This window comes from Rhizobium sp. KNZ2-6A (assembly GCF_056755475.1).
The window spans coordinates 125,311-147,558 of record NZ_JBNDIC010000008.1 but is presented as its reverse complement, the minus strand read 5'-3'; the positions used below and the strand labels follow the sequence as shown (position 1 = coordinate 147,558).

The 22,248-nt window shown below is 61.3% G+C and carries 20 protein-coding genes; 13 read left to right on the top strand and 7 right to left on the bottom strand.

Annotation, left to right across the window (positions count from 1 at the left end):
* The 12 genes from ACPYOP_RS08420 to ACPYOP_RS08365 form a co-directional block, all read left to right on the top strand.
* Positions 1-663, top strand: a 663-nt coding sequence (locus tag ACPYOP_RS08420) for a dihydrodipicolinate synthase family protein (RefSeq protein WP_481409928.1), incomplete at its 5' end; no start/stop codon positions are given.
* Positions 664-668: 5 nt separating this feature from the next.
* Positions 669-1,685: an ABC transporter ATP-binding protein gene (locus ACPYOP_RS08415; protein ID WP_481409933.1), complete on the top strand. Its 1,017-nt coding sequence runs from the start codon at positions 669-671 to the stop codon at positions 1,683-1,685.
* Positions 1,686-2,639 (top strand): ABC transporter ATP-binding protein, encoded by a 954-nt coding sequence (locus tag ACPYOP_RS08410; protein WP_481409927.1) that lies wholly within the window; start codon positions 1,686-1,688, stop codon positions 2,637-2,639. It begins immediately after the preceding gene.
* 230 nt (positions 2,640-2,869) lie between these two features.
* Positions 2,870-3,754, top strand: a complete 885-nt coding sequence (locus ACPYOP_RS08405; RefSeq protein ID WP_481409926.1) for a helix-turn-helix domain-containing protein — start codon at positions 2,870-2,872, stop codon at positions 3,752-3,754.
* A 200-nt stretch (positions 3,755-3,954) separates the two neighbouring features.
* Positions 3,955-5,040, top strand: coding sequence for an ABC transporter substrate-binding protein (locus ACPYOP_RS08400; RefSeq protein WP_481409925.1), 1,086 nt, complete (start codon positions 3,955-3,957; stop codon positions 5,038-5,040).
* 75 nt (positions 5,041-5,115) lie between these two features.
* Entirely contained in the window at positions 5,116-5,937 is an 822-nt protein-coding gene (locus ACPYOP_RS08395; RefSeq protein ID WP_481409924.1) for an ATP-binding cassette domain-containing protein, read from the top strand.
* The gene (locus ACPYOP_RS08390) at positions 5,934-7,184 is read left to right on the top strand and encodes a sugar ABC transporter permease (protein ID WP_481409923.1); all 1,251 of its coding nucleotides are present in this window, start codon (positions 5,934-5,936) and stop codon (positions 7,182-7,184) included. Before ACPYOP_RS08395 ends, ACPYOP_RS08390 begins: the two co-directional genes overlap by 4 nt.
* A 25-nt stretch (positions 7,185-7,209) precedes the next feature.
* Positions 7,210-7,938 carry an SDR family oxidoreductase gene (locus ACPYOP_RS08385; RefSeq protein ID WP_481409922.1) on the top strand — a complete coding sequence of 243 codons (729 nt, stop codon included), beginning with the start codon at positions 7,210-7,212 and terminating at the stop codon, positions 7,936-7,938.
* Positions 7,938-9,569 (top strand): FGGY-family carbohydrate kinase, encoded by a 1,632-nt coding sequence (locus ACPYOP_RS08380; RefSeq protein ID WP_481409921.1) that lies wholly within the window; start codon positions 7,938-7,940, stop codon positions 9,567-9,569. Before ACPYOP_RS08385 ends, ACPYOP_RS08380 begins: the two co-directional genes overlap by 1 nt.
* A gap of 168 nt (positions 9,570-9,737) precedes the next feature.
* Entirely contained in the window at positions 9,738-10,136 is a 399-nt protein-coding gene (locus ACPYOP_RS08375; protein ID WP_481409920.1) for a (R)-mandelonitrile lyase, read from the top strand.
* A 220-nt stretch (positions 10,137-10,356) separates the two neighbouring features.
* Positions 10,357-10,479 (top strand): hypothetical protein, encoded by a 123-nt coding sequence (locus tag ACPYOP_RS08370; protein ID WP_481409919.1) that lies wholly within the window; start codon positions 10,357-10,359, stop codon positions 10,477-10,479.
* A 114-nt stretch (positions 10,480-10,593) separates the two neighbouring features.
* A complete protein-coding gene (locus ACPYOP_RS08365) occupies positions 10,594-11,514 on the top strand; it encodes an alpha/beta hydrolase (protein ID WP_481409918.1) in 921 nt (306 codons plus the stop codon).
* A 1-nt stretch (position 11,515) separates the two neighbouring features.
* Here ACPYOP_RS08365 and ACPYOP_RS08360 read toward each other — a convergent pair whose 3' ends face one another.
* Both ACPYOP_RS08360 and ACPYOP_RS08355 read right to left on the bottom strand, forming a co-directional pair.
* A complete protein-coding gene (locus tag ACPYOP_RS08360; RefSeq protein WP_481409917.1) occupies positions 11,516-13,519 on the bottom strand; it encodes a CocE/NonD family hydrolase in 2,004 nt (667 codons plus the stop codon).
* A 21-nt stretch (positions 13,520-13,540) separates the two neighbouring features.
* Positions 13,541-15,121 carry an ABC transporter substrate-binding protein gene (locus tag ACPYOP_RS08355; protein ID WP_481409916.1) on the bottom strand — a complete coding sequence of 527 codons (1,581 nt, stop codon included), beginning with the start codon at positions 15,119-15,121 and terminating at the stop codon, positions 13,541-13,543.
* A gap of 122 nt (positions 15,122-15,243) precedes the next feature.
* Here ACPYOP_RS08355 and ACPYOP_RS08350 point away from each other — a divergent pair, with 122 nt between their 5' ends.
* Complete coding sequence (locus ACPYOP_RS08350) at positions 15,244-16,029, top strand: helix-turn-helix domain-containing protein (RefSeq protein ID WP_481409915.1); 786 nt, start codon at positions 15,244-15,246, stop codon at positions 16,027-16,029.
* A gap of 60 nt (positions 16,030-16,089) precedes the next feature.
* Here the strand turns inward: ACPYOP_RS08350 and ACPYOP_RS08345 are convergent, their stop codons facing one another.
* The 5 genes from ACPYOP_RS08345 to ACPYOP_RS08325 form a co-directional block, all read right to left on the bottom strand.
* A complete protein-coding gene (locus ACPYOP_RS08345; protein ID WP_481409914.1) occupies positions 16,090-17,721 on the bottom strand; it encodes an ABC transporter ATP-binding protein in 1,632 nt (543 codons plus the stop codon).
* Positions 17,714-18,541 carry an ABC transporter permease gene (locus tag ACPYOP_RS08340; protein WP_481409913.1) on the bottom strand — a complete coding sequence of 276 codons (828 nt, stop codon included), beginning with the start codon at positions 18,539-18,541 and terminating at the stop codon, positions 17,714-17,716. The genes ACPYOP_RS08345 and ACPYOP_RS08340 overlap by 8 nt, the downstream gene beginning before the upstream one ends.
* Positions 18,538-19,545: an ABC transporter permease gene (locus tag ACPYOP_RS08335; RefSeq protein WP_481409912.1), complete on the bottom strand. Its 1,008-nt coding sequence runs from the start codon at positions 19,543-19,545 to the stop codon at positions 18,538-18,540. Before ACPYOP_RS08335 ends, ACPYOP_RS08340 begins: the two co-directional genes overlap by 4 nt.
* A 198-nt stretch (positions 19,546-19,743) precedes the next feature.
* Positions 19,744-21,333, bottom strand: a complete 1,590-nt coding sequence (locus ACPYOP_RS08330; RefSeq protein ID WP_112398552.1) for an ABC transporter substrate-binding protein — start codon at positions 21,331-21,333, stop codon at positions 19,744-19,746.
* Between the two features lie 128 nt (positions 21,334-21,461).
* Positions 21,462-22,244: a carnitinyl-CoA dehydratase gene (locus ACPYOP_RS08325; protein WP_481409911.1), complete on the bottom strand. Its 783-nt coding sequence runs from the start codon at positions 22,242-22,244 to the stop codon at positions 21,462-21,464.
* Between the last annotated feature and the right edge of the window lie 4 nt (positions 22,245-22,248).

The following is a 22,248-nucleotide window of genomic DNA, read 5'->3' as shown; positions in this document are numbered from 1 at the left end:
GACCGCGTCGTCGCCCATTCGAAAATCGCAAAAGAGGCCGGGGCTGATGCCGTCGTCGTTACCGCTCCCTTCTACACGGTGACCAGTCAGTCCGAGATACTGGACCATTTCCGCTATATTCGGGATGCCGTCGATGTGCCGCTCGTCGCCTACGACATCCCGGTCTGCGTTCATGTGAAGCTGCAGCGCCAGACCGTGGTGACGCTCGCCAAGGAGGGAACCATAATCGGGCTCAAGGATTCCAGCGGCGATGATGGCAATTTCCGTTATGCGCTGCTCGATCTTGCCGATCACAGGCACATCTTCCTGATGACCGGCTCCGAGATCGTCGTCGACAACGCGCTTTTGATGGGCGCGCATGGCGTGGTGCCCGGCATCGCCAATGTCGATCCGCACGGCTATGTCCGGCTGTGGGATGCCGCCCAGCGCGGTGACTGGGCCGCAGCCCGGCGCGAGCAGGAGAGGCTTTGCCGCCTGTTCGAGATCGTCTGGGTGGCGCAGGGCCGCGTCAGCGGCGGTGCGGCCGGTATCGGTGCCTTCAAGACGGCCATGAAAAGCCTCGGCATCATCGATACCGCTGTCATGCCCCGGCCGCGCGCGGCACTGAATGCCGAGGAAACGGCCAAGATCGATGCGATCCTGAAGAACACGGGGCTGCTTTAAATATGATGACGCCGGCTGCCCAACCCGTTCTCGATATCAAGGGACTGAGGACAGTCTTCCGCACTCGTGGCGGCGAACTGACCGCCGTGCGGGATATCGATCTCACCATCGACGCTGGCGAGACGCTGGCGCTGGTCGGCGAGTCCGGTTCGGGCAAATCGGTGACGAGCCTTTCTGTGATGCGGCTTCTGACGCGCAATGTCGGGAGGATTGCGGCCGGCGCCATCAGGTTGCGGGATCGGCAGGGCATCGTCAGCGATCTCGCCACCTTGGATGACCGCCATATGCGCGAGATACGCGGCGGCGATATCGGCATGGTGTTTCAGGAGCCGATGTCGAGCCTCAATCCGGTGCTGACCATCGGCGATCAGATCGCCGAGCCGATCCGCATCCACCGCAATGCAGACCGCGCAACCGCGATGCGCGAGGCGGTCACACTGCTGGAAAGCGTCGGCATTCCCGATGCCAAACGCCGCGTGCGGCAATATCCGCATGAATTGTCTGGCGGCATGCGGCAGCGCGCCACCATCGCCATGGCGCTTGCCTGCAATCCGGTGCTTTTGATCGCCGACGAGCCGACGACGGCACTCGACGTTACGATACAGGCGCAGATCCTCGATCTCCTGCAGCGTCTGCAGAGAGAGCGCGGCATGGCGATCCTATTTGTCACGCATAATCTTGGCGTGGTGGCGGAGATCGCCGATCGCATCGCCGTCATGTATGCCGGGCGGATCGTCGAACAGGGGCCGACGGAAGCGGTGTTCCGCAATCCGAGGCATCCTTATACGCGCGGCCTTTTGGCCTCCATGCCGCGGCTCGGCGAGGCCACGCGCATGCGGCAGGCCGGCGAGCAGCTCTATGCCATTCCCGGTATGGTGCCGAGCCTGACGCGAATGCCTTCCGGCTGCGCTTTCGCACCGCGTTGTGCCCATGCGATCCAGGCCTGCAACGAAGCGGTGCCATCCCTCGATGCCGTCGACGCAGGCCATGCGAGCCGCTGCATCCGCTGGCGGGAGATTTAGATGGTCGAAACGCTCGTCTCCATCCGCGATCTTGCCAAGGACTATGTGTCCCGAGGCACGAAGCTTGCCATTCTTCGCGATATCTCCTTCGACATCGGCAAAGGCGAAGTCGTTGGGCTTGTGGGGGAGTCCGGCAGCGGCAAGACGACGATCGGCAGGTCCATCCTGCGGCTGGTCGAGCCATCGGCGGGCAGCGTGCGCTTCGACGGCACCGAAATGACCAGGCTCGGCGCCGGTGAGCTCCGGCGCATGCGGCCGCGCATGCAGTATATTTTCCAGGATCCCTTCGCCAGCTTGTCGCCGCGCATGACCATCGGCGAGATCCTGACGGAGGGTCTGAAGATCCAGCGCATCGGTAGCCGCCTCGATCGGTTGGACCGGGCGCGGGCGGCACTCGAACAGGTGGATTTGCCGGCAGAGGCCATCAATCGCTATGCCCATGAATTTTCCGGCGGCCAGCGCCAGCGGATCGGCATTGCGCGCGCCCTCGCGCTCGGGCCGGAATTTCTCGTCGCCGACGAACCAGTCTCGGCTTTGGATGTCTCCATTCAAGCGCAGGTCATCAATCTGCTGCGTGGCCTTCAGCAGCGGCTGGCGCTCACCATGCTGTTCATCTCGCATGATCTTGCCGTCGTCGAATATCTCTGCGACCGCGTCATCGTGCTTTATCTCGGGCGGATCATGGAGATTGCCGCGAGCGCCGATCTCTACGCGAGACCGCGCCACCCCTATACGCGCGCGCTTCTATCAGCCATTCCGACGGCAGACCCGGATCGTAGGCCCAACAGGCAAATCCTGAAGGGTGATATTCCAAGCCCGGCAAATCCGCCGAGCGGCTGCGTTTTCCGCACGCGCTGTCCCTCTGCTCTTGATGCCTGTGCGATGGCGGTTCCGCAATTGCGGGAGGTTGCGCCGGGACAGTTCAAGGCCTGCATTCGCGACGATCTCGATTGATCCCGCTTTCGGTCGAGGAGAGATCTTCTGGCAATGCAGTCGGCTATACCGCATTGCACATTTGACCAAACGAACCACCCTTCATGTCAAAAAAGTATCGGTCGAGCGTACAAGGCGTAGTAGCGGCAGACGGCTATGAGGGGTAGGTTTACCACATAGAAGACGCGATGGCCTCTGGGAGGAGGCGCCGTAACCGTAGTCAACGCGGACGGATGAAAGGAGGCTAGCCGATGAATCCCGATTTGGAAGTGGTTGCGATCGGCAGCGGCGAATCCTTCAAGGCCTGGGAGCACGGCTATCCCTACCGCACGGTTCGCTGGCATTTCCATCCCGAATATGAAATCCACCACGTCGTCGCGACGACGGGGCAATATTTCATCGGCGACTTCATCGGCGAGTTCGAACCGGGTAATCTGGTGCTGACGGGACCGAACCTGCCGCATAATTGGGTGAGCGACGTGCCTGTCGGTATCACCCTGCCGCTGCGCTGCCGCGTCCTGCAATTTTCCGAATCCTTCTTCGCCGATGCCAGCAAGGTTTTCCCGGAGCTGTCGGCTTGCACGGGCATCCTGGAAACAAGCCGGCGCGGCGCGCTCTTCACGCCTAAGACGGCCGCGATCGTCGGTCCGATCCTTGGCGAACTCGTCGAGGCATCGGGCATCCGCCGGATCGAGCTTTTCATGAATATTCTCGACGCGATGAGCAGCGCCGAAGGTACGCGTACGCTCGCCAGCGCCGGCTATCAGCCGGACCCTTCCGGTTTCATGTCCACGGGCGTCAACCAGGCGCTGGCTTTCATCAATGCGCACCTCACCGAGCCGTTCAGCGAATGCGATCTTGCCGAATTGACCGGCCAGAGCCCAAGCGCCTTTTCGCGCAGCTTCCGCCGCCATACCGGCATGGCACTGGTGCAATATGTCAATCGACTGCGCATCAACTTCGCCTGCCATCTGCTGATGAGCAAGGCTGACATGACGATCACCGACATCTGCTTTGCAGTAGGCTTCAACAATATATCGAACTTCAATCGGCGTTTTCTGGATCAGAAGGGCATGGCGCCCTCCCGCTTCAGATCGCTCTTGGCACAGCATGCACGCGCGGTGGAGGCCGCCTAACAAAGGGGAGGACAGGGAGGAGAGACAAAATTCAGGGCAAGCGAACGGGCACCTCTGTCGCCCGAAGGAGAACGCTCGTCCAAAATTGCCGCCGCATTGGGTCACGTGACCCTTGTCGGAGGAACACAAACAAGAGCATCGCGTGCGCAAGGCCGCGATGCTCGAGGGAAACCATTACCATTTGGAACGGAGAAATTCCAATGACCCATTTCGCACTGAAAATCGCTGGCGTTGCGGCGCTTGGCCTCGGTCTTCTGGCCGGCACGTCGGCCTTCGCGCAGTCCGCCAAAGTGACGGACGCGACCGTCGCCTTTCTGATGCCCGACCAGAGCTCCACACGCTATGAAGAGCACGACTTCCCCGGTTTCCAGGCGGAGATGAAGAAGCTCTGCGCCGGCTGCAAGGTCATCTACCAGAATGCCAATGGCGACGCCTCGCGCCAGCAGCAGCAGTTCAATTCGGCGATCTCCCAGGGTGCAAAGGCGATCGTGCTCGACCCGGTCGATTCCACGGCAGCGGCTTCGCTGGTGAAGCTGGCGCAAAGCCAGGGTGTGAAGGTCATCGCCTATGACCGTCCGATCCCGTCGGCTGCCGCCGATTACTATGTGTCCTTCAACAATGAAGAGATCGGCAAGATGATCGCCAAATCGCTGGTCGATCACTTGAAGGCGAAGAACGTGAAGGCAGGCGACGGCGGCCTTCTCGAGATTAACGGCTCGCCGACCGATGCGGCCGCAGGCCTGATCAAGAAGGGCATCCATGCCGGTCTGGCCGACGGCGGCTATCCGGTGTTGGCGGAATTCGATACGCCGGAATGGGCGCCGCCGAAGGCGCAGCAATGGGCAAGCGGCCAGATCACCCGTTTCGGCAAGAAGATCCTCGGCGTCGTTGCCGCTAATGATGGCACGGGTGGTGCAGCAGTGGCCGCCTTCAAGGCCGCCGGTTTCGATCCGGTCCCGCCGGTGACGGGCAATGATGCGACGATCGCCGGCCTGCAGCTCATTATTTCCGGCGACCAGTACAACACGATCTCCAAGCCGAGCGAGATCGTCGCCGCAGCTGCTGCCAATGTCGCGATCGAATTGCTGTCCGGCCAGACGCCGAAGGCCGACACGAACCTCTTCGACACGCCGACCAAGCTGTTCACACCGGCTCTGGTCACGTCCGAAAACCTGAAGGCCGAGATCATCGATAAGAGCGTCAACGGCAAGCCGATCCAGACGCCGGAACAGCTCTGCAACGACCGCTATGCCGATGGCTGCAAGAAGCTCGGTATCGGCAGCTGAGCCTTGGCTCATCCAGATCCGGCCGCTTCGGCGGCCGGAAACCAATAGTATTTCAACCCGAGAAGGTGGCTTGTCATGAGTGACGCTTCCGATCAAAGAGCCCCATCGGGCGAGCTGGTGCTCAGCCTCAATGGGATCTCCAAACACTTCGGCGCCGTCTCGGCACTGACGGATATCAACCTCGACGTTCACGCCGGCGAAGTCGTGGCGCTTGTCGGCGACAACGGGGCTGGCAAATCGACGCTCGTCAAGGTTCTGGCCGGGGTTCACCAGCCGAGTTCAGGTACGATCACGTTCCGCGGCAAGCAGGTGACGCTTAGCGATCCCGCGACCGCGCTCGATCTCGGCATTGCCACGGTCTTTCAGGATCTGGCGCTTTGCGAGAACCTCGATGTCGTCGCGAACATCTTTCTCGGCCGGGAATTGAGCCCAATGAAGCTCGATGAAACAGCCATGGAGGTTCGCGCCTGGACCTTGCTCAATGAGCTTGCGGCGCGCATCCCGAGCGTGCGCATTCCGATCGCATCGCTTTCGGGCGGCCAGCGCCAGACGGTGGCGATCGCCCGCTCGCTGCTGCTTGAGCCAAAACTCATCATGCTCGACGAGCCGACCGCAGCGCTTGGCGTGGCTCAAACAGCCGAAGTGCTGAACCTCATCGAACGCGTCCGCGACAAAGGGCTCGGCGTGATCATGATCAGCCACAACATGGAGGACGTGCGCGCTGTTGCTGACCGCATCGTCGTGCTGCGCCTCGGCCGCAACAACGGGATCTTCTATCCCGATACGTCAAATCAGGAACTCGTCAGCGCCATCACCGGAGCGACGGAAAACGCCGTGTCGCGGCGTGCCGTGCGGCGTCAGGCCCAACAGGAACTCAGAGAAGGGGGCCAGCCATGAGCGAGAACGGCAAGCAATCCACCCTGCTGCTCGACCGCAGCGACGTGCGCGTCAATCATGAAACCGGGCTTGCGGCAACGATCCGTTCGTCGATCGACAAGGTGCGCTCCGGCGATCTCGGCTCGCTGCCCGTTGTCGTCGGCCTCGTCATCATCTGGACAGTGTTCGGCACGCTCAACCCGACCTTCCTTTCCAGCAACAACCTCGCCAACCTGCTGTTCGACGCCTCGACCGTCGGCATCATCTCGCTCGGCATCGTCTGCGTGCTGATGGTCGGCGAGATCGATCTTTCAGTGGGGTCGATCAGCGGCTTCGCATCCGCCATGGTCGGCATGCTCTGGGTCAACGAAGGCTGGCCGGTGGCCTTGGCGATCCTGGCGGCGCTCGTCGTCGGCGGCATCATCGGTGCCATCTATGCCGTGCTGTTCAACCGTCTCGGTATGCCGAGCTTCGTTGCGACATTGGCGGGTCTTCTCGCCGTGCTCGGCATGCAGCTCTATCTCCTCGGCGCGACCGGCTCGATCAATCTGCCCTATGGCTCGGCGGTCGTGAATTTCGGCCAGTTGCTGGTCATTCCCCGCCCGCTCGCCTATGTCTTCGCGCTCATTCCGGGTGCGGTCATGCTGGTTACCGGCTTAGGCACTGTGCGGCGGCGCAAGCAGGCAAACCTGTCCGCGCCATCCGTCGGCGGCCTGCTGGCGAAGGCGGCCGTGATCACGGTCACCCTGGAATTCGTAGCCTTCTATCTCAATCAGGATCGCGGCATTCCCTGGATGTTCGCCCTGTTCGTGGTGCTGGCCATCGTTATGAATTATGCGCTGACGCGCACGCAATGGGGCCGGTCGATGTCCGCCGTTGGCGGCAATCGCGAGGCCGCGCGCCGCGCCGGCATCAATGTGCGGCGGATCTATACCAGCGCCTTCGTTCTATGCGCCATGTTCGCAGCCCTTGGCGGCGTGCTGGCGGCGGCGCGCCTGGCGTCCGCCAGCCAGCAGGCGGGTACCGGCGACGTCAATCTGAATGCGATCGCTGCGGCCGTCATCGGCGGCACCAGCCTCTTTGGCGGCCGGGGCAGCGCCTATTCCGCCCTGCTTGGCATCATCGTCATTCAGTCGATCGCCAGCGGCCTCACCATGCTCGATCTGTCTTCGGCGCTTCGCTACATGATAACAGGCGCAGTTCTTGCCATTGCCGTCATCGTCGACTCGCTGGCCCGTCGTTCCCGTGCCTCGCATGGGCGCGGCTGATTTCTTCAAGAAGGTAAGGATTGATATGAGACAGGATTTTGCCGGCAAAGTCGCCGCCATCACCGGAGCTGCGTCTGGAATTGGCCGGGAATGCGCCAAATCGCTATTGAACGAGGGCGCCAGTGTCGCCCTCGTCGACCGGGCCGAAGACAGCCTCAAGAGCCTCTGCGCCGAATTGGGGCCGAACGCCTTTCCCGTCGTCGTCGATCTCCTGAACCCCGAGAGCGTGGCAACCATGATGCCGCAGATTCTCGAGAAATTCGGCAAACTCGATATCTTTCATGCCAATGCCGGCGCCTATATCGGCGGCGAGGTGGCGGAGGGTGATCCCGACGCCTGGGACCGGATGCTCGATCTGAATATCAATGCGGCCTTCCGGTCTGTCCGGATGGTGCTGCCGCATATGATCGAGCGCAAGACCGGCGATATCATCATGACGAGTTCGATCGCCGGTCTGGTGCCTGTGGTCTGGGAGCCGATCTACACGGCGTCGAAGCATGCCGTTCAGGCCTTCACGCACACGGTACGGCGTCAGGTCGCCAAGCATGGCATCCGCGTCGGCGCGGTGGCGCCGGGGCCGGTGGTGACGGCGCTGATCAGTGACTGGCCGCAGGCAAAGCTCGATGAGGCGATTGCCGCCGGCGGCCTCATGGAGCCGACGGAAGTGGCGGAAGCGGTGCTCTTCATGCTATCGAGACCGCGTAACATCGTAATCCGGGATCTGGTGATCCTGCCCTTGAGTACGGATCTGTGATGACGGCACCCCATTTCATCGGCATCGATGTCGGCACCGGCAGCGCCCGGGCGGGGATTTTCGATGCGCATGGTCATCTGCTGGCCGCTGCCAAGCGGCCGATCACCATCTGGCACGAGGCCGGCAGCATCGTCGAGCAGTCGAGCGAGCAGATATGGAAGGCCGTCTGCGATAGCGTCAACGAGGCAGTCGCAACGGCTAAGATCACGGCCGGCGACGTTGCCGGCATGGGCTTCGATGCAACGTGTTCGCTGGTCGCGGTCAAGGCGGATGGCCGGCCCGTGGCCGTCGGACCATCGGGCGATGCCGAACGCAACATCATCGTCTGGATGGATCATCGCGCGGCCGGAGAGGCAGCAGAGATCAACACAGGGGACCATGCCGTGCTGCGCTATGTCGGCGGTCGCATCTCACCCGAGATGGAGACGCCGAAGCTGCTCTGGCTGAAGCGAAACCTGCCGCAATCCTTTGCGGCAACCGACCACTTTTTCGATCTTGCCGATTATCTTACCTGGCGTGCGACGGGTTCGCTGCAGAGATCGGTCTGCACGGTGACGTGCAAATGGACCTACCTCGCCCATGAGAAGCGTTGGGATGCGCAATATTTCAAGGATATCGGCCTTGGCGAACTGGCGGACGAAGGCTTTGTGCGGATCGGCACCGAGATCGTCGAGCCGGGTGCCGCGCTGGGTAAGGGCTTGAACGAAGCTGCCGCCCGCGATCTTGGCCTTGCCGTCGGCACGCCGGTCGGCGCATCGCTGATCGATGCCCATGCCGGCGGTGTCGGCACGCTGGGCGGGAAGGGACCGGATGGTAAAGCCGATGTCAGGAACAGGCTCGCCTATATCTTCGGAACATCCGCCTGCTCGATGGCATCGAGCGAAGGGGCCGTTTTCGTCGATGGCGTCTGGGGCCCTTATTATTCGGCCATGGTGCCCGGCCTCTGGCTGACCGAAGGCGGCCAATCCGCGGCAGGGGCTGCGATCGATCATCTCGTTACGATGCATCCGGCTGCCGGAGAGGCTCGTCGGAAGGCCGAGGCGGAAGGTCTCTCGTTGGTCGCCTGGCTGGACCGTCAGGCCATGAATGCGAGCAACAACGCTTCCGATGCAGCGAAGCTCGCTCAATCCATCCAGGTCGTTCCCGAGTTCCTCGGCAACCGCTCGCCCTATGCCGATCCCGATGCGCGCGCCGTCATCTCCGGCCTTGGGCTGGAAACAGGAGTCGACGATCTCGTCGCTCTCTACGTCGCCGGGCTCTGCGGCATCGGCTATGGCCTCCGGCAGTTGCTCGAAAAGCTGGCTCAGGATGGCATTGCCTGCAATCTCATTATTGCCAGCGGCGGCGCTGCCCAGAGTGGGCTGGTGCGCCAGCTCCTGGCGGATACAACCGGCAGGCCGGTCGCCGTCGCCGATACCGAAGAACCCGTTCTTCTTGGTGCCGCCATGCTCGGTGCTACGGCCGGCGGGCATTGCGGCTCTCTCGTCGAAGCCATGGCCGCAATGTCACGGCTGGCGAAGCGGTTCGAGCCTGCTGAAGGCTCCGTTAAAGCCTTGCATGAGCGGCGCTACGAGGCCTTCGAACTGCTGCAATCGGCAGATCGCAGCATCCGTGCGCTGATGGCGAGATAAACACGGCTGCACGGTCACCCTTGGCACTTGCCGCACCCTCCAACTCGAAGGGGATTTATCGTCTCCATTCATAAGTCTAAGCGTGAACGCCCCTCTACCGCTCCGAGAATCGTGGGCTAAATTAAGCTCATACGCGCCATCACGGCTGATCTCAGGAAGGACGTCATCATGGACATCAAGAAGAACGGTACGCAGCCCTCTGGCAAAGGCCCCTCGGACTGGTTCACCGGCACGGTCAGGATCGATCCGCTATTTGCTCCCAATGACGCCCGCCGGGCGGCGGCCGGCAGCGTCACGTTCGAACCAGGCGCGAGAACGGCGTGGCATACCCATCCGCGCGGCCAGACCTTGATCGTCACGGCTGGCCTGGGTCTCGCTCAGCGCGAAGGCGGCCCGGTCGAGGAAATCAGCCCCGGAGATATCGTCTGGTTCGAACCGGGCGAAAAGCACTGGCACGGCGCTTCGCCGACATCAGCCATGACCCATATCGCCATCCAGGAAAATCTCGACGGCAAGGTGGTGGATTGGCTGGAGCATGTGACGGACGAGCAATATCAGGCGAGGTGAAGGTCCAACCCCTGCGGTCGGGCCGGCACCGAGCGAATTGTTCACGAGCACTCAACTCTTGCCATGGCCTGGCCATAACTCTTGCCGTGGCCTGGCCATAAGTCAGCCTCAAGAGGTCAATATAGACGGAAGCCTGCCGCTTCCACGGCGCAGGCCTAACGATTGAATGCCCAGCGAGGCAACTGACCTCGCGATGGCAGCAACACGGATGGGAAATATCATGCTTCGGCTTGTGATTGGCGCGGCTCTCGCGCTTGCAGTGCTCACCTGGTCCAACGCGCAGTGCATGCAGATGCCGACGGGCTTTTCCCTGCCGTCGAGCACCGTATTTGTGGCTGATTGAACCTGCCGCATCCGGCGGATGTCGCCATCGCGGCGGTGCTGGCCGTAGGCAGATAAGCATTCGCTTGCAGCTGCGCGCTATCCTTGGCCAATAAGTATGAATCGAGGATATCCAATGGCGACTGCCGAGCGTCCCATGCCGAGCGAGGCAGGCATCCTGCAGTTCATGGAGATCTGCGATTCCTTCTATCCGCCGGATGCGGTCACGGCTTCGATCGCGCAGCAGCGCCAATGGTATGATGCATTATGCGCGCGCTTCGATCGCCCCTTGCCCGAAGATATAGAAACGAGGGATGAATTCCTCGCCGGAACGATCCCGATCCGGCACTACAGGCCCGCCAATATCCGCACGGCAACGATACTCCTCTATCTCCACGGCGGCGGTTTCGTCGTCGGCTCGCTCGAGAGCCACCATGCCATCTGCGCCGAGATTGCCCATTACGCCGGTGCGGAGCTGATCTCCGTCGACTATCGGCTGGCGCCGGAATATCGCTGGCCGGCGCAGACGGATGATTGTTTCAGCGTTCTCAGGCAGCTTCTCACCGAAAAGAAATCCGTCGTCCTGATCGGCGACAGCGCCGGCGGCAATCTGGCGGCGGGATTGGTCGTGCGGGCGAAAGCCGAGGGCCTTTCAGGAATTGTCGGCCAGATTTTGATCTATCCCGCGCTGGGCGGTGACCTCGTCTCCGGCTCCTATAAGGAAATGGCCGATGCGCCGGGGCTGACGACGGCGGATGTTGCCTATTATCGCGGCATCCTGCAGGCTCCGCCGGGCGATCCGGTCTCCGAGCCGCTCGCTTTGTCTTCCGTGGCCGGCCTTCCGCCAACCTTCATCACAGTGGCGCACTACGACCCGCTGCGCGATGACGGCCGTAATTATGCGGCGCGGCTTGCGCAGGCGGGCGTCGAGGTCTGGTTCCGCGAGGAGCCGCAAATGGTGCATGCCTGGCTCAGGGCACGGCATATGAGCGAAGGCGCCGGGGCCGGCTTTGCCGCCATCTGCGAAGCGGCAAGCCGGTTTGCTGGTTCACGCTGATCTACATCAGGTCGCGCGCGATGCGCTTTTCTTCGAACATCTTCCTGAAAATCTCCGTCTCGCCTTCATAGGCAATGACCGAGGCGCTGATCACCCAATCCGTTGCCGTGCAGGCTATGGACGATGTCGCGACCGTGCGGACGAACCAGCCGGGGCGCTGCATGTCGCAGGTCCAGGTTGAGATGCCGGACATCGACAGCGGGTCATCCGGCGTGATCGACCAGGTTTCCTCGCGCAGCTGGCGCGTCGACAGGCCGGTGCCGGGGTGTTCGAAAAGGCCGGTATCCTCGTGGATTTCATAGCGGGTAAGGCCGGCCGAGAGATCGCGCGCCACCTGCCGTTTCGTCGAGGTAGGTGCATGTTCGATATATTTCGGCAGCGGATCAGGATTGTCAGGCTGCTTCACATCGACGAGTTCATGCGCCCCGAGAAGGGGCAGGCCAAGGCCGAGGGAGGCGATGTCGATCGTCAGACCCGGATCTTCCGGCGGCGGTAGAACCATTGGCCAATAGGCAGTCGATAGCGACAGCCGGATGCGGTGCCCCTTGCGGAAACGATAGCCGCAGGCATCGAGGGTCAGGCTCACAGTCGTGCGTTCATCCTTGCTCAGCGGCTCCGGCGCGGCATTGCCATTTCGATGGGCGAGATTGAGCACGCCGAAGGAGACGCGGGTTGCCGTGCCATCCGGATGGATGTCGACAATCCTTGCGCAGAGATTGGCGGTTTCAGCGTCGCATCTGAGCGCCAGTGTCACGACCGGACGGCCGAGATAATCATGGTCTTCGACCAGTGGTGCAGTCTGGAAGGTCAGCGATCCGGCATCGTCGAGGCGCTGATCAATCGCCAGTTCAGCATCCGGCTTCAAGGTGAACCACTCGCCCGAGGCGGTGCCTGTATCGAGCGGTGAGCGCAGGTAGACAGGGTGCTCCGGCGCATGGGGGATCGGCATGCCTTCCATCAAGCCGCCGAACTGCTCGACATAGAAGCACTGCAAGTCAGGCTGCTGCCACTCCCGCTTGGCGATCCAGAAGCCCGGGTCGAAATCACGGCGCGTGGCGGGCTTGATCGCATCGAGGATATAGGCGCGCACCGATGGCATGGTCTCCGCACCATTATCCTCGTTTCGCAGCCAGCGATTCCACCAGGCAATCGCTTCGCCGTGGAAATCGGCGCGCGGCTTCGGCCAGGCGAAATGCGGATATTTGTGGACCCACGGGCCGACCAGCGCCTTCGCCTTCTCGCCGAGGCCTTCCACTGCGAGCAGCGGCGTATTGCGATAGCCATCCGCCCAGCCGGCGATGACGAGAGCGGGGATATCGAAGCCCGCGAAATCCTCGCAGATCGACCCATGTCGCCAGAAATCATCGCGGCGCTGGTGCTGGAGCCATTCCTCCATGAAGAAGGGTTCCTGCTCGAGGCGCTGCAACCACATATCCCGCCACTCCTCTCCGACGATGGCCGGATCGGGCGAGCGCGATTGGTAGGCAAGCATGGTCGCCGCCCAGGAGAGCTGGGCGGAGAGATGGCAGCCGTTCTTGTAGTGGATGTCGTCATTGTAGCGATCGACCGTGGAGGCGATCGAAATCACCGCCTTCAATGCCGGAGGCTTCAGGGCAGCCACCTGCAGGCAGTTGAAGCCGCCCCAGGAAATGCCCATCATGCCCACAGAACCGTTCGACCAGGGCTGCTCGGCAATCCAGGCGATCAGCTCGCAGGCATTGGCAAGCTCCAGCTCGGTATATTCGCCATCGATGATACCGCTCGACTCACCGGAGCCTCTGATATCGACACGCACGCCGGCAATGCCGGCTGCGGCAAAGACCGGATAGGTGGATTCATCACGCGGGCTCGTTCCGTCGCGCTTGCGGTAGGGCAGGAACTCGAAGACCGCCGGCACGGGATCGCTCTCCGCGCCATCGGGCATCCAGATGCGCGCGGCGAGACGCGTTCCGTCCTTAAGGGTGATCCACTGATTTTCGATGGTGGTGAAGCTGCGCTCAGCCATGATCATATATCTCGGAGAGGTTTAGGCATTAAACCATACACGGCTGCCGATGTAGCCGTTGGACATATCGTTGCCGATGTCGTCGACATATCCTTTCAGCGTTTTCGAGGCGGCCATGAGGTAGTCGTTGAAGACCGGAAGGATTAGGCCACCATCATCTCGCACCATCAGCGCCAGATGTCGATAAAGTTCCTTGCGCTTGGTCTCATCAAGCTCGGCCCTTGCCTGCAGCACCATCTTGTCGAACTCGGGCCGCTTGAAATGCGTGTCGTTCCATTCGGCGGTCGACAGATAGGAGGTGGAATAGCGCGAATCCTGTGTCGGGCGGCCGCCCCAGAAAGAGGCGCAGAATGGCTGCTTGTTCCAGACGTTGGTCCAATAGCCGTCTTCCGGTTCGCGCTTCACGTCGATCGTGATCCCAGCCTTGCGCGCGCTTTGCTGGAATAGGATCGCCGCATCCACGGCGCCCGGAAAGGCTGCGTCGGATGTGCGCAACTGAACCGGACGGTCGAGGCCCGATTTCTTGAAGTGGAAGGCGGCCTTGTCGGGATCGTACGGCCGCTGCTCGATATCGGTTGGCGCGAGAGCGTAGTTGGAATTGACCGGATAGTCGTTGCCGATCGCTCCGTAACCGCCCAACACCTTGTCGAGGATCGACTGGCGATCGACAGCATACTTCAGCGCGAGGCGAAGGTCGCTATTGTCGAAGGGTGCGGTGTCGCAATGCATCAGAAAACTATAAAAGCCCTTGCCGGCACTGCGGACGATATCGACAGTCGGTGCCCGCTTCAGCATCGCGACGGTCTTCGGGTCGACATTGTTGACGAAATGGACCTGGCCGGAGGCAAGCGCAGCGATGCGGGCAGTGTTGTCGTTGATGACGAGTATTTCCACGCTGTCGACAAAGCCGCGATCGGTGCGCCAATCTGCAGGATTCTTCTCAAAGGAAGCACGAACGCCGGGTTCAAAGTTCTTCAGAATATAAGGACCGGTGCCGATGGCGGCTGCAGGCTTGCCGACGCCACCCTTCGCCTGGATGATCAGGTGGTAGTCGGTCAGGAGAAGGGGCAGATCCGCATTGCCTTCCGAAAGCGTCAGGACAAGGTCGCCCGCCTTTTCTTCGATACCGCTGATCGAGGCCATCAGGCCGAGAGCACCGGACTGCGAATTCTTGTCCGCATGGCGCTTCAGTGTCGCGACGATGTCGGCGACGGTCATCTTGCTGCCGTCGTGAAATTGCACGTCGTTCCTGATCTTGAAGGTCCAGACGGATGCATCCGCCGATGGCGTCCAGGACGTCGCCAGTGACGGCAAGGGCGCACCCGTCTTGGGATCTGATTCGACGAGCGTGTCGCCCCAGAGGCGGCCAATGACGAACAGCACGGAGGCGCTGTATGTTGCCGGGTCGAGCGCGTCGCTGGTGGCGCCGCCCTTGAGGCCGAGCTTCAGATGGCCGCCACGCTTCGCTTCCTGAGCGCGGGCGTCACGCGGCATCAGCAGGCTTGAGGCAAGGCTCGGCAAAGCGCCCAGTGCAGCGGCGCCGCCGAGGAAGTGGCGGCGCCCGATTTTCAGCTGCGAAGATTGATCCTTTTGATGCGTCATGACAGTTCCCTCGTTTCAATTTTGTAAGAGGGAACGTAGAGGTCGGGCGGGCTCACGCAATTTCGCGACTTGACGCATCTTTACGCGAGTTTACGCTAGCCGGCATCAAGACGGAGCTGCCGATGCCTCACCTGGTCGAGAACCTGAAAATTGCCTGCGCCACGCAGCGTTCCATTTCGCATCTGTGCCGTGCAATCGATATCAATCGGCAACAATTCAACCGATACATCAACGGCCAGACGAGGCCGTCTGCTCATAATCTCGCGCGTATAGCCAAGTACTTCGATCTCGATTCGGCCGACTTTGGTCTTGCTCCGAGGCTCTTTCGCGAGCGGCTTCGCAAACCCAACCTAGACCTCAACCAAAGTTCCGAACTCTTGAAGGCGTTCCCCGGCGATCTGACCGCGCTCCGGCGTCATATCGGCTATTTCCAGACCTATCATCGCTCGCCGTCCTGGCCTGGAATGATCGTCTGTTCGTGCAGCCGCCTTATCGAGCAGGGCGGGCTGGTGCATGTCAAATCTATGGAGCGTCTGCGGGACCCTGGAAACGGCATCCAGCAGTTTTCGAAATATGTGGGTTTGGCGGCCTTCTATCGAAACCGGATCTTTATTACGGAGCGCGTCGTCGGCGCGAACCCAATACTGTCGCAGACGATCCTCCTGCCATTCGACGAGTACCAGCGCGTCTACTTGCGCGGAACAACAATGGGAGTTTCCTGGCGAAAGGAAAATCTTCCCTATGCCTCACGGATGATCTGGCGGCATGTCGGCGCCGAGCCCGACCTGCGTGAACTTTTGTCGCGCTGCGGACCTTTGCCGCTGTCGTCGCGCCAGTTGCCGCCCACGGTGCGCTCTTTCCTCGCCGATCCATCCGCCGAAGTGTATGCGGTGCCAGCAGAGTATTGATGACATCGATTTGGCGACAAAGCCGTTAGATGCAAATGAGCGCCCGAAGATTTCGGGCCATCAATTTCCGGCGCTCGCCATTCTCCGCGTCGTCAGCACCCGCTCTAGCCAGCCGATCTCCATCTCGGGCACGGACTTCAGAAGCAGATCGGTATAGTCGTCGAAGGGCGGCGAAAGCGCTTCTGATTTCGGGCCGAACCGAACGAGCTTGCCGCGATGCATTACCGCGACGCTATCGGCGATGGCGCGCACGATGGCGATGTCATGGGTGATGAAGACGTAAGAGAGATGCGCCTCTTCCTGCAGCTTCAGGAGTAGTTTCAGAATGCCTTCGGCAACCAGCGGATCGAGCGCGGATGTCGGCTCGTCGCAGAGGATGAGTTCCGGCTTGGCCGCAAGCGCGCGGGCGATGGCGACGCGTTGCTTCTGGCCACCGGAAAGCTCGGCCGGATACCGGTCGATGAAGCCGTTGCCCATCTCGATCTGATCCAGCAACTCCTTTACGCGCGCCGTCTTTGCCGCGCCACGCAGGCCGTCATAGAAGGTCAGCGGCCGGCCGACGATATCGCGCACGGTCTGGCGCGGGTTCATGGCGGTATCGGCCATCTGGTAGATCAGCTGGATGCGCCGCAATTCCTGCCGCGAGCGGTCTTTCAAGGCTGACGTCAGCGGCTTACCGTCGAAGGAAATCCGCCCGTCGCTCGGCGGCAGAAGGCCGGTGATGACGCGGGCGAGCGTCGATTTCCCGGAGCCGGATTCGCCGACCACCGCCAGCGTCTGGCCCTTGGGGACATGTAGAGAAACATCGTGCAATACCTTGAAACCATTCGAATATTGCGCACTGATATTTTCCACCTTCAGAAGCGTACTCGATTGATCGGCGGCTTCAGCTCGTACCTCTTGGCGGACATTGACGAGGGCGCGGGTATAATCCTGACGCGGTTCTTCGATGATCTGCTGGACGCTGCCATATTCCACCGTTTTGCCGTGCCTCAGCACCATGATGTCGTCGGAAATCTGGGCGACGACGGCAAGGTCGTGGGTGATGTAGAGGGCCGCCGTATTGGTCTCCTCGATGGCGTGCTTGATCGCCGCCAGCACATCGATCTGCGTCGTCACATCGAGCGCGGTCGTCGGTTCGTCAAAGACGATCAGTTCCGGATTGGAGCAGAGCGCCATAGCGGTCATGGCGCGCTGCAGTTGGCCGCCCGAGACTTGATGCGGGTATCGCTCGCCGAATGTTTCGGGATTGGGCAGGCCAAGAACGCGGAAGAGATAGAGCGCCCGCTTCTTTGCCTCCTCCTTCGTCATCAGATGGTGCTTGACGGTGGCTTCGATTACCTGGTCGCCCAGCCGATGCGCCGGATTGAAGGCGGCGGCTGCCGATTGCGCGACATAGCAGACCCGTGCGCCGCGGACCCTGCGTATGCCGGATTTTCCGAGCGGCAGAATGTCGGTGCCGCCAAGCAGCACCTGGCCGCCGGTGATTTCGGCGCCGCCACGACCATAGGCAAGGGCGGAAAGGCCGATTGTGGACTTGCCTGCGCCAGACTCGCCGATCAGCCCGAGCACCTTGCCCTTCTGCAGATCAAAGGAGACGCCGTCGACGATGGTGACGCGCTTCGGCGGTTCGCCGGGCGGATAGCTGGTCGCCTCGATCTTGAGGTCGCGAACGGAAAGAAGCTCAGGCATCGCCACGCCCTCCCTTGAGGCTGGAGGTGCGCCTTAAAAGCCAGTCGACCACCAGATTGACACAGATTGCAAGCGCCGCGATGGCCGAGCCTGGCACGAGAGCGGCGGAGATGCCGAAGATGATACCGTCCTTATTGTCCTTCACCATGCCGCCCCAATCGGCCGACGGCGGCTGGATACCGAGGCCGAGGAAGGAAAGTGTGGAGAGGAACAGGATCGAGAAGGCAAAGCGCAGCCCGAACTCCGCCAAAAGCGGCGACAGCGTATTCGGCAGGATCTCGCGGAAGATGATCCAGATCTTGCCTTCGCCGCGAAGCTTGGCGGCTTCGACGAATTCCATCACCGCGACATCGAGCGCTACGGCGCGGCCGAGGCGATAGACGCGGGTGGAATCGAGAATGGCCATGACGAGGATCAGCACGATCAGGTTCTGCGGCAAGACGGCGAGCACGACGAGCGCGAAGATCAGCGTCGGGATCGACATCATCAGGTCGTTGAAGCGCGAAAAGACCGTGTCGATCCATCCGCGCGAGACAGCGGCGGTGAAGCTCAGGATTATGCCGAGCGAGAAGGAAATGATCGTGGCCGCCAGCGCGACGAACAGCGTCGTGCGGGTGCCGTAGATCAGACGCGACAGGATATCGCGGCCGAGATTGTCGAGGCCGAAGAAATATTGCGCGTCGGCCGGCTGCCAGACATTGCCGACGACTTCCGTTTCGCCGTAAGGGGCGATCCAGGGCGCGAAGATCGCGCCGATGAAGGCAATCAGGATACCGATGATGCCGACCCAGGCGGTGATGGGGATGTCTCTCAATCTCATCGCGGATGCCTCAGGCGCGGGTTGGCGACGATGGCGAGGATGTCAGCCGTCATGTTGAGGAAAATGTAGACGGCGGCGAAGATCAGGCCGCAGGCCTGGACGACAGGCATGTCGCGCACCGTCACGGCGTCAACCATGTATTGGCCCATGCCGGGATAGACGAAGACGACTTCGACGACGACGACGCCGACGATCAGATAGGCAAGGTTAAGCGCGATGACGTTGATGATCGGCGCCAGCGCATTGGGGGCGGCATGCTTGACGATGGCGCGGAAGGCGGAGAGCCCCTTCAGCTCGGCGGTCTCCATATAGGCCGACGACATGACGGAAAGGATGGCTGCCCGCGTCATGCGCATCATATGCGCCAGCACGACGAGTACCAGCGTCGCTGTCGGCAGGGCGATCGCCTTCAGCCGGTCGATGAAGCCCATGCCGTCGAAGACCGTCGCCGGAAAGGTCGCAATGCCGAATTTGACGGAAAAGAACATGATAAGGAGATAGCCGATAAAGAATTCCGGCAACGAGATCGCGGCCAGTGAAATCACATTGATAATCTTGTCGGGCAGGCGGTTGCGGAAATGGACCGCCAACATGCCCAAGCAGACCGCCAGCGGCACCGAGATCAAGGCGGCAAAGCCAGCCAGAAACAGGGAGTTTCCAAGCCGCTTGCCGATCTGTTCGCCGACGGAATTCTTGCTGGCCCAGGAGGTGCCGAAGTCGCCTTGCACGGCGTTGCCGAGCCACTGCACATAGCGGGTGACCACAGGCCGGTTGAGGCCCAGCTCCTCGCGGATATTGGCGACGGCCTGCGGCGTCGCCGACTGGCCGAGATAGGTAGTGGCGAAATCACCGGGCAGGGCTTCGAGGCCTCCGAAGATCAGGACGGAGACCGCAAACAGCAGGATGATGCTGAGCACGCAACGCTCGAAAATGAGGGACAGCAGCGGAAAACGCTGCTTGAACCTCAGCCCGGGCAGAACGGTGCCGGGGGGCGGATTGGACATGGCCGATGCCTCGCATTTAGAGCGGTTCCATGTTTCATGGGAATCGCTGAGCCGCTCTCTCTTGTTGTTTTACGCAATTCCGGACGGAAAACAGCTGCGCATTTTCCTGAAATTGCCTGAAACGTCGGGAGGACCGCGAATGGCGTTCGCGGCCCCGGCTGCATTAGGGATGAGGACGTTCTCGCCCGGATTCGGGCATCAGGCGTCTAGCCAGACACGCGTCGCGACGTAGCCGTTCGACATGTCGTTGCCGATATCGTGGACGTAGCCCTTCACCTGCTTGGTGGAGGCATTCACGAAATCGTTGAACATCGGCAGGATAACGCCGCCTTCGTCGCGCACCATCATCGCCATGGCGCGATAGAGCTCCTTGCGCTTGGCTTCGTCCAGTTCGGAGCGGGCCTGAAGCAGAAGCTTGTCGAAGTCGGGTCGCTTGAAGCGCGTGTCGTTCCAGTCCGCCGTCGAAAGATAGGCGGTGGAATACATCTGGTCCTGTGTCGGCCGTCCGCCCCAATAGGAGGTGGAGAAGGGCTGGACGTTCCAGACATTCGTCCAGTAGCCGTCGCCCGGCTCGCGCTTGACCTCGATGTTGATGCCGGCCTTCTTGCAGCTTTCCTGATAAAGAACGGCCGCATCGACCGCGCCGGGGAAGGCCACTTCCGACGTGCGAAGCAGTACGGAACCACTGTGACCGGACTTCTTGTAGTGGAAGGCGGCCTTGTCGGGATCGTATTTGCGCTGCTCTATCCCTTCGGGGAAGAGCGCATAGGTGCTGTTGATCGGGAAGTCGTTACCGACCTTGCCGTAGCCGCCGAGGATCTTCTTGACCATGGTCTCGCGATCCATGGCGTATTTCAGCGCCAGACGCAGGTCGTTGTTGTCAAAGGGCGCCTTGTCACAATGCATGATGAAGACATAATGGCCGCGGCCGGCGGTGGCCAGGATCTCGACGTTCGGAGCGCGCTTCAAAAGATCCACGGTCTTCGGGTCGACGCGGTTGATGTAATGGACCTGGCCGGATGAGAGCGCCGCAATACGCGCCGTCGCATCGTTCATGCAGATGATTTCGATGCTGTCGACGAAACCGCGGTCGGTACGCCAGTCGTCCTTGTTGCGCTCGAACGTGGCGCGCACGCCAGGCTCGAAGCTGACCTGCTTGTAGGGGCCGGTGCCGATCGAGGCGAGGGGATCGTCATAGCCGCCATTCGGCTGGATGACGAGGTGATAGTCGGTCAGCAGCAACGGCAAGTCGGCGTTGCCTTCGGTCAGCGTCAGGACGAGATTGTCGCCATCGGCCTTGATCTCCTTGATCGATTTCACGACGCCAAGAGCGCCGGATTCCGATTTCGCGTCCGTATGGCGCTTGAGCGTGGCGACCACGTCGTCGATCGTCAGTTCCTTGCCGTTGTGGAATTTGACGCCCTTGCGGATCTTGAAGGTCCAGGTGGCGGCATCTTTCGACGGCTCCCAGGATTCTGCGAGCGACGGAACGGCGGCACCCGTCAGCGGATGGGATTCCACCAGCATGTCACCCCAGCAGCGGCCGATGCAGAACATCACCTGAGACAGGAATTTCGCCGGATCCTTGGAATCGGTCGCAGCGCCGCCTTCAAGGCCAAGCTTCAGATGACCGCCGCGTTTCGGTTCGGCCGCCATGGCACTTTCGGTAAAGAGTTTGTCGGCGAGCGTTAAAGTCACGCCGGCTGCCATTGCGCGTCCCATGAATTCGCGGCGGCTGAGGCCGCCCGCCGTGACGCGGCTTGCCAGATATTTCGTATAGTCGTTCATTCCCCTGTTCCTTCTTCTTGCCGTGTTGACAAAATTCCCGGGCAAGCCACTTCACATCACGGTTTCCTCTTCCGCCCGAAGCCTGTTGCCCGCGATCATGCGGGAAAATCCTGCGGTTGCCGCCGCCTCTACTTTCCTTTCCAGATTGGGGCTCGCTTCTCCGCAAAAGCCCTTGCGCCTTCCAATTGATCCTCGCTCGAATAGAGGGTGTCGACGGTCGCAAACTGCCGTTTGGTAATCTTGTTCATGGCGGTTTGAAACGTCATTGCCTCCGCTTCGCGAACGATTTCCTTGATCGCCGCATAAACGAGCGATGGGCCGCTTGCGAGCAGGCGGGCGAGTTCCCATGCCCTGTCCATCAGCTTGTCGGCCAGGACGATCTCGTTGACGAAGCCCCAGCGATGTGCTTCCTCGACATTGAGCCAGCGGCCGGTCAGCAGCATGTCCATCGCGATGTGGTAGGGAATGCGCTTCGGCAGCTTGATCGATGCGGCGTCGGCGACAGTGCCCGAGCGGATCTCCGGCAGAGCGAAGGTCGCATGGGCGGCGGCGATGATGAGATCGGCGGAAAGCGCTATTTCCAACCCGCCGCCGCAACAGATGCCGTTGACGGCGCAGATGACTGGCTTGTTGAGGTTACGCAATTCCTGCAGTCCGCCGAAGCCGCCAACGCCATAATCGCCGTCGACCGCGTCGCCATCGGCCGCAGCCTTCAAATCCCAGCCGGCGGAAAAGAATTTCTCGCCCGCACCGGTGACGATGGCGACGCGCAGATCCGGATTGTCGCGGAAGTCGCGGAAGATCAGTCCCATGGTACGGCTGGTCGCCAGATCGATGGCATTCGCCTTCGGTCTGTCAATGATGACCTCGAGGACGCCATTGTCGCATCGGGTACGAATGGGGTCTTGCAACTTC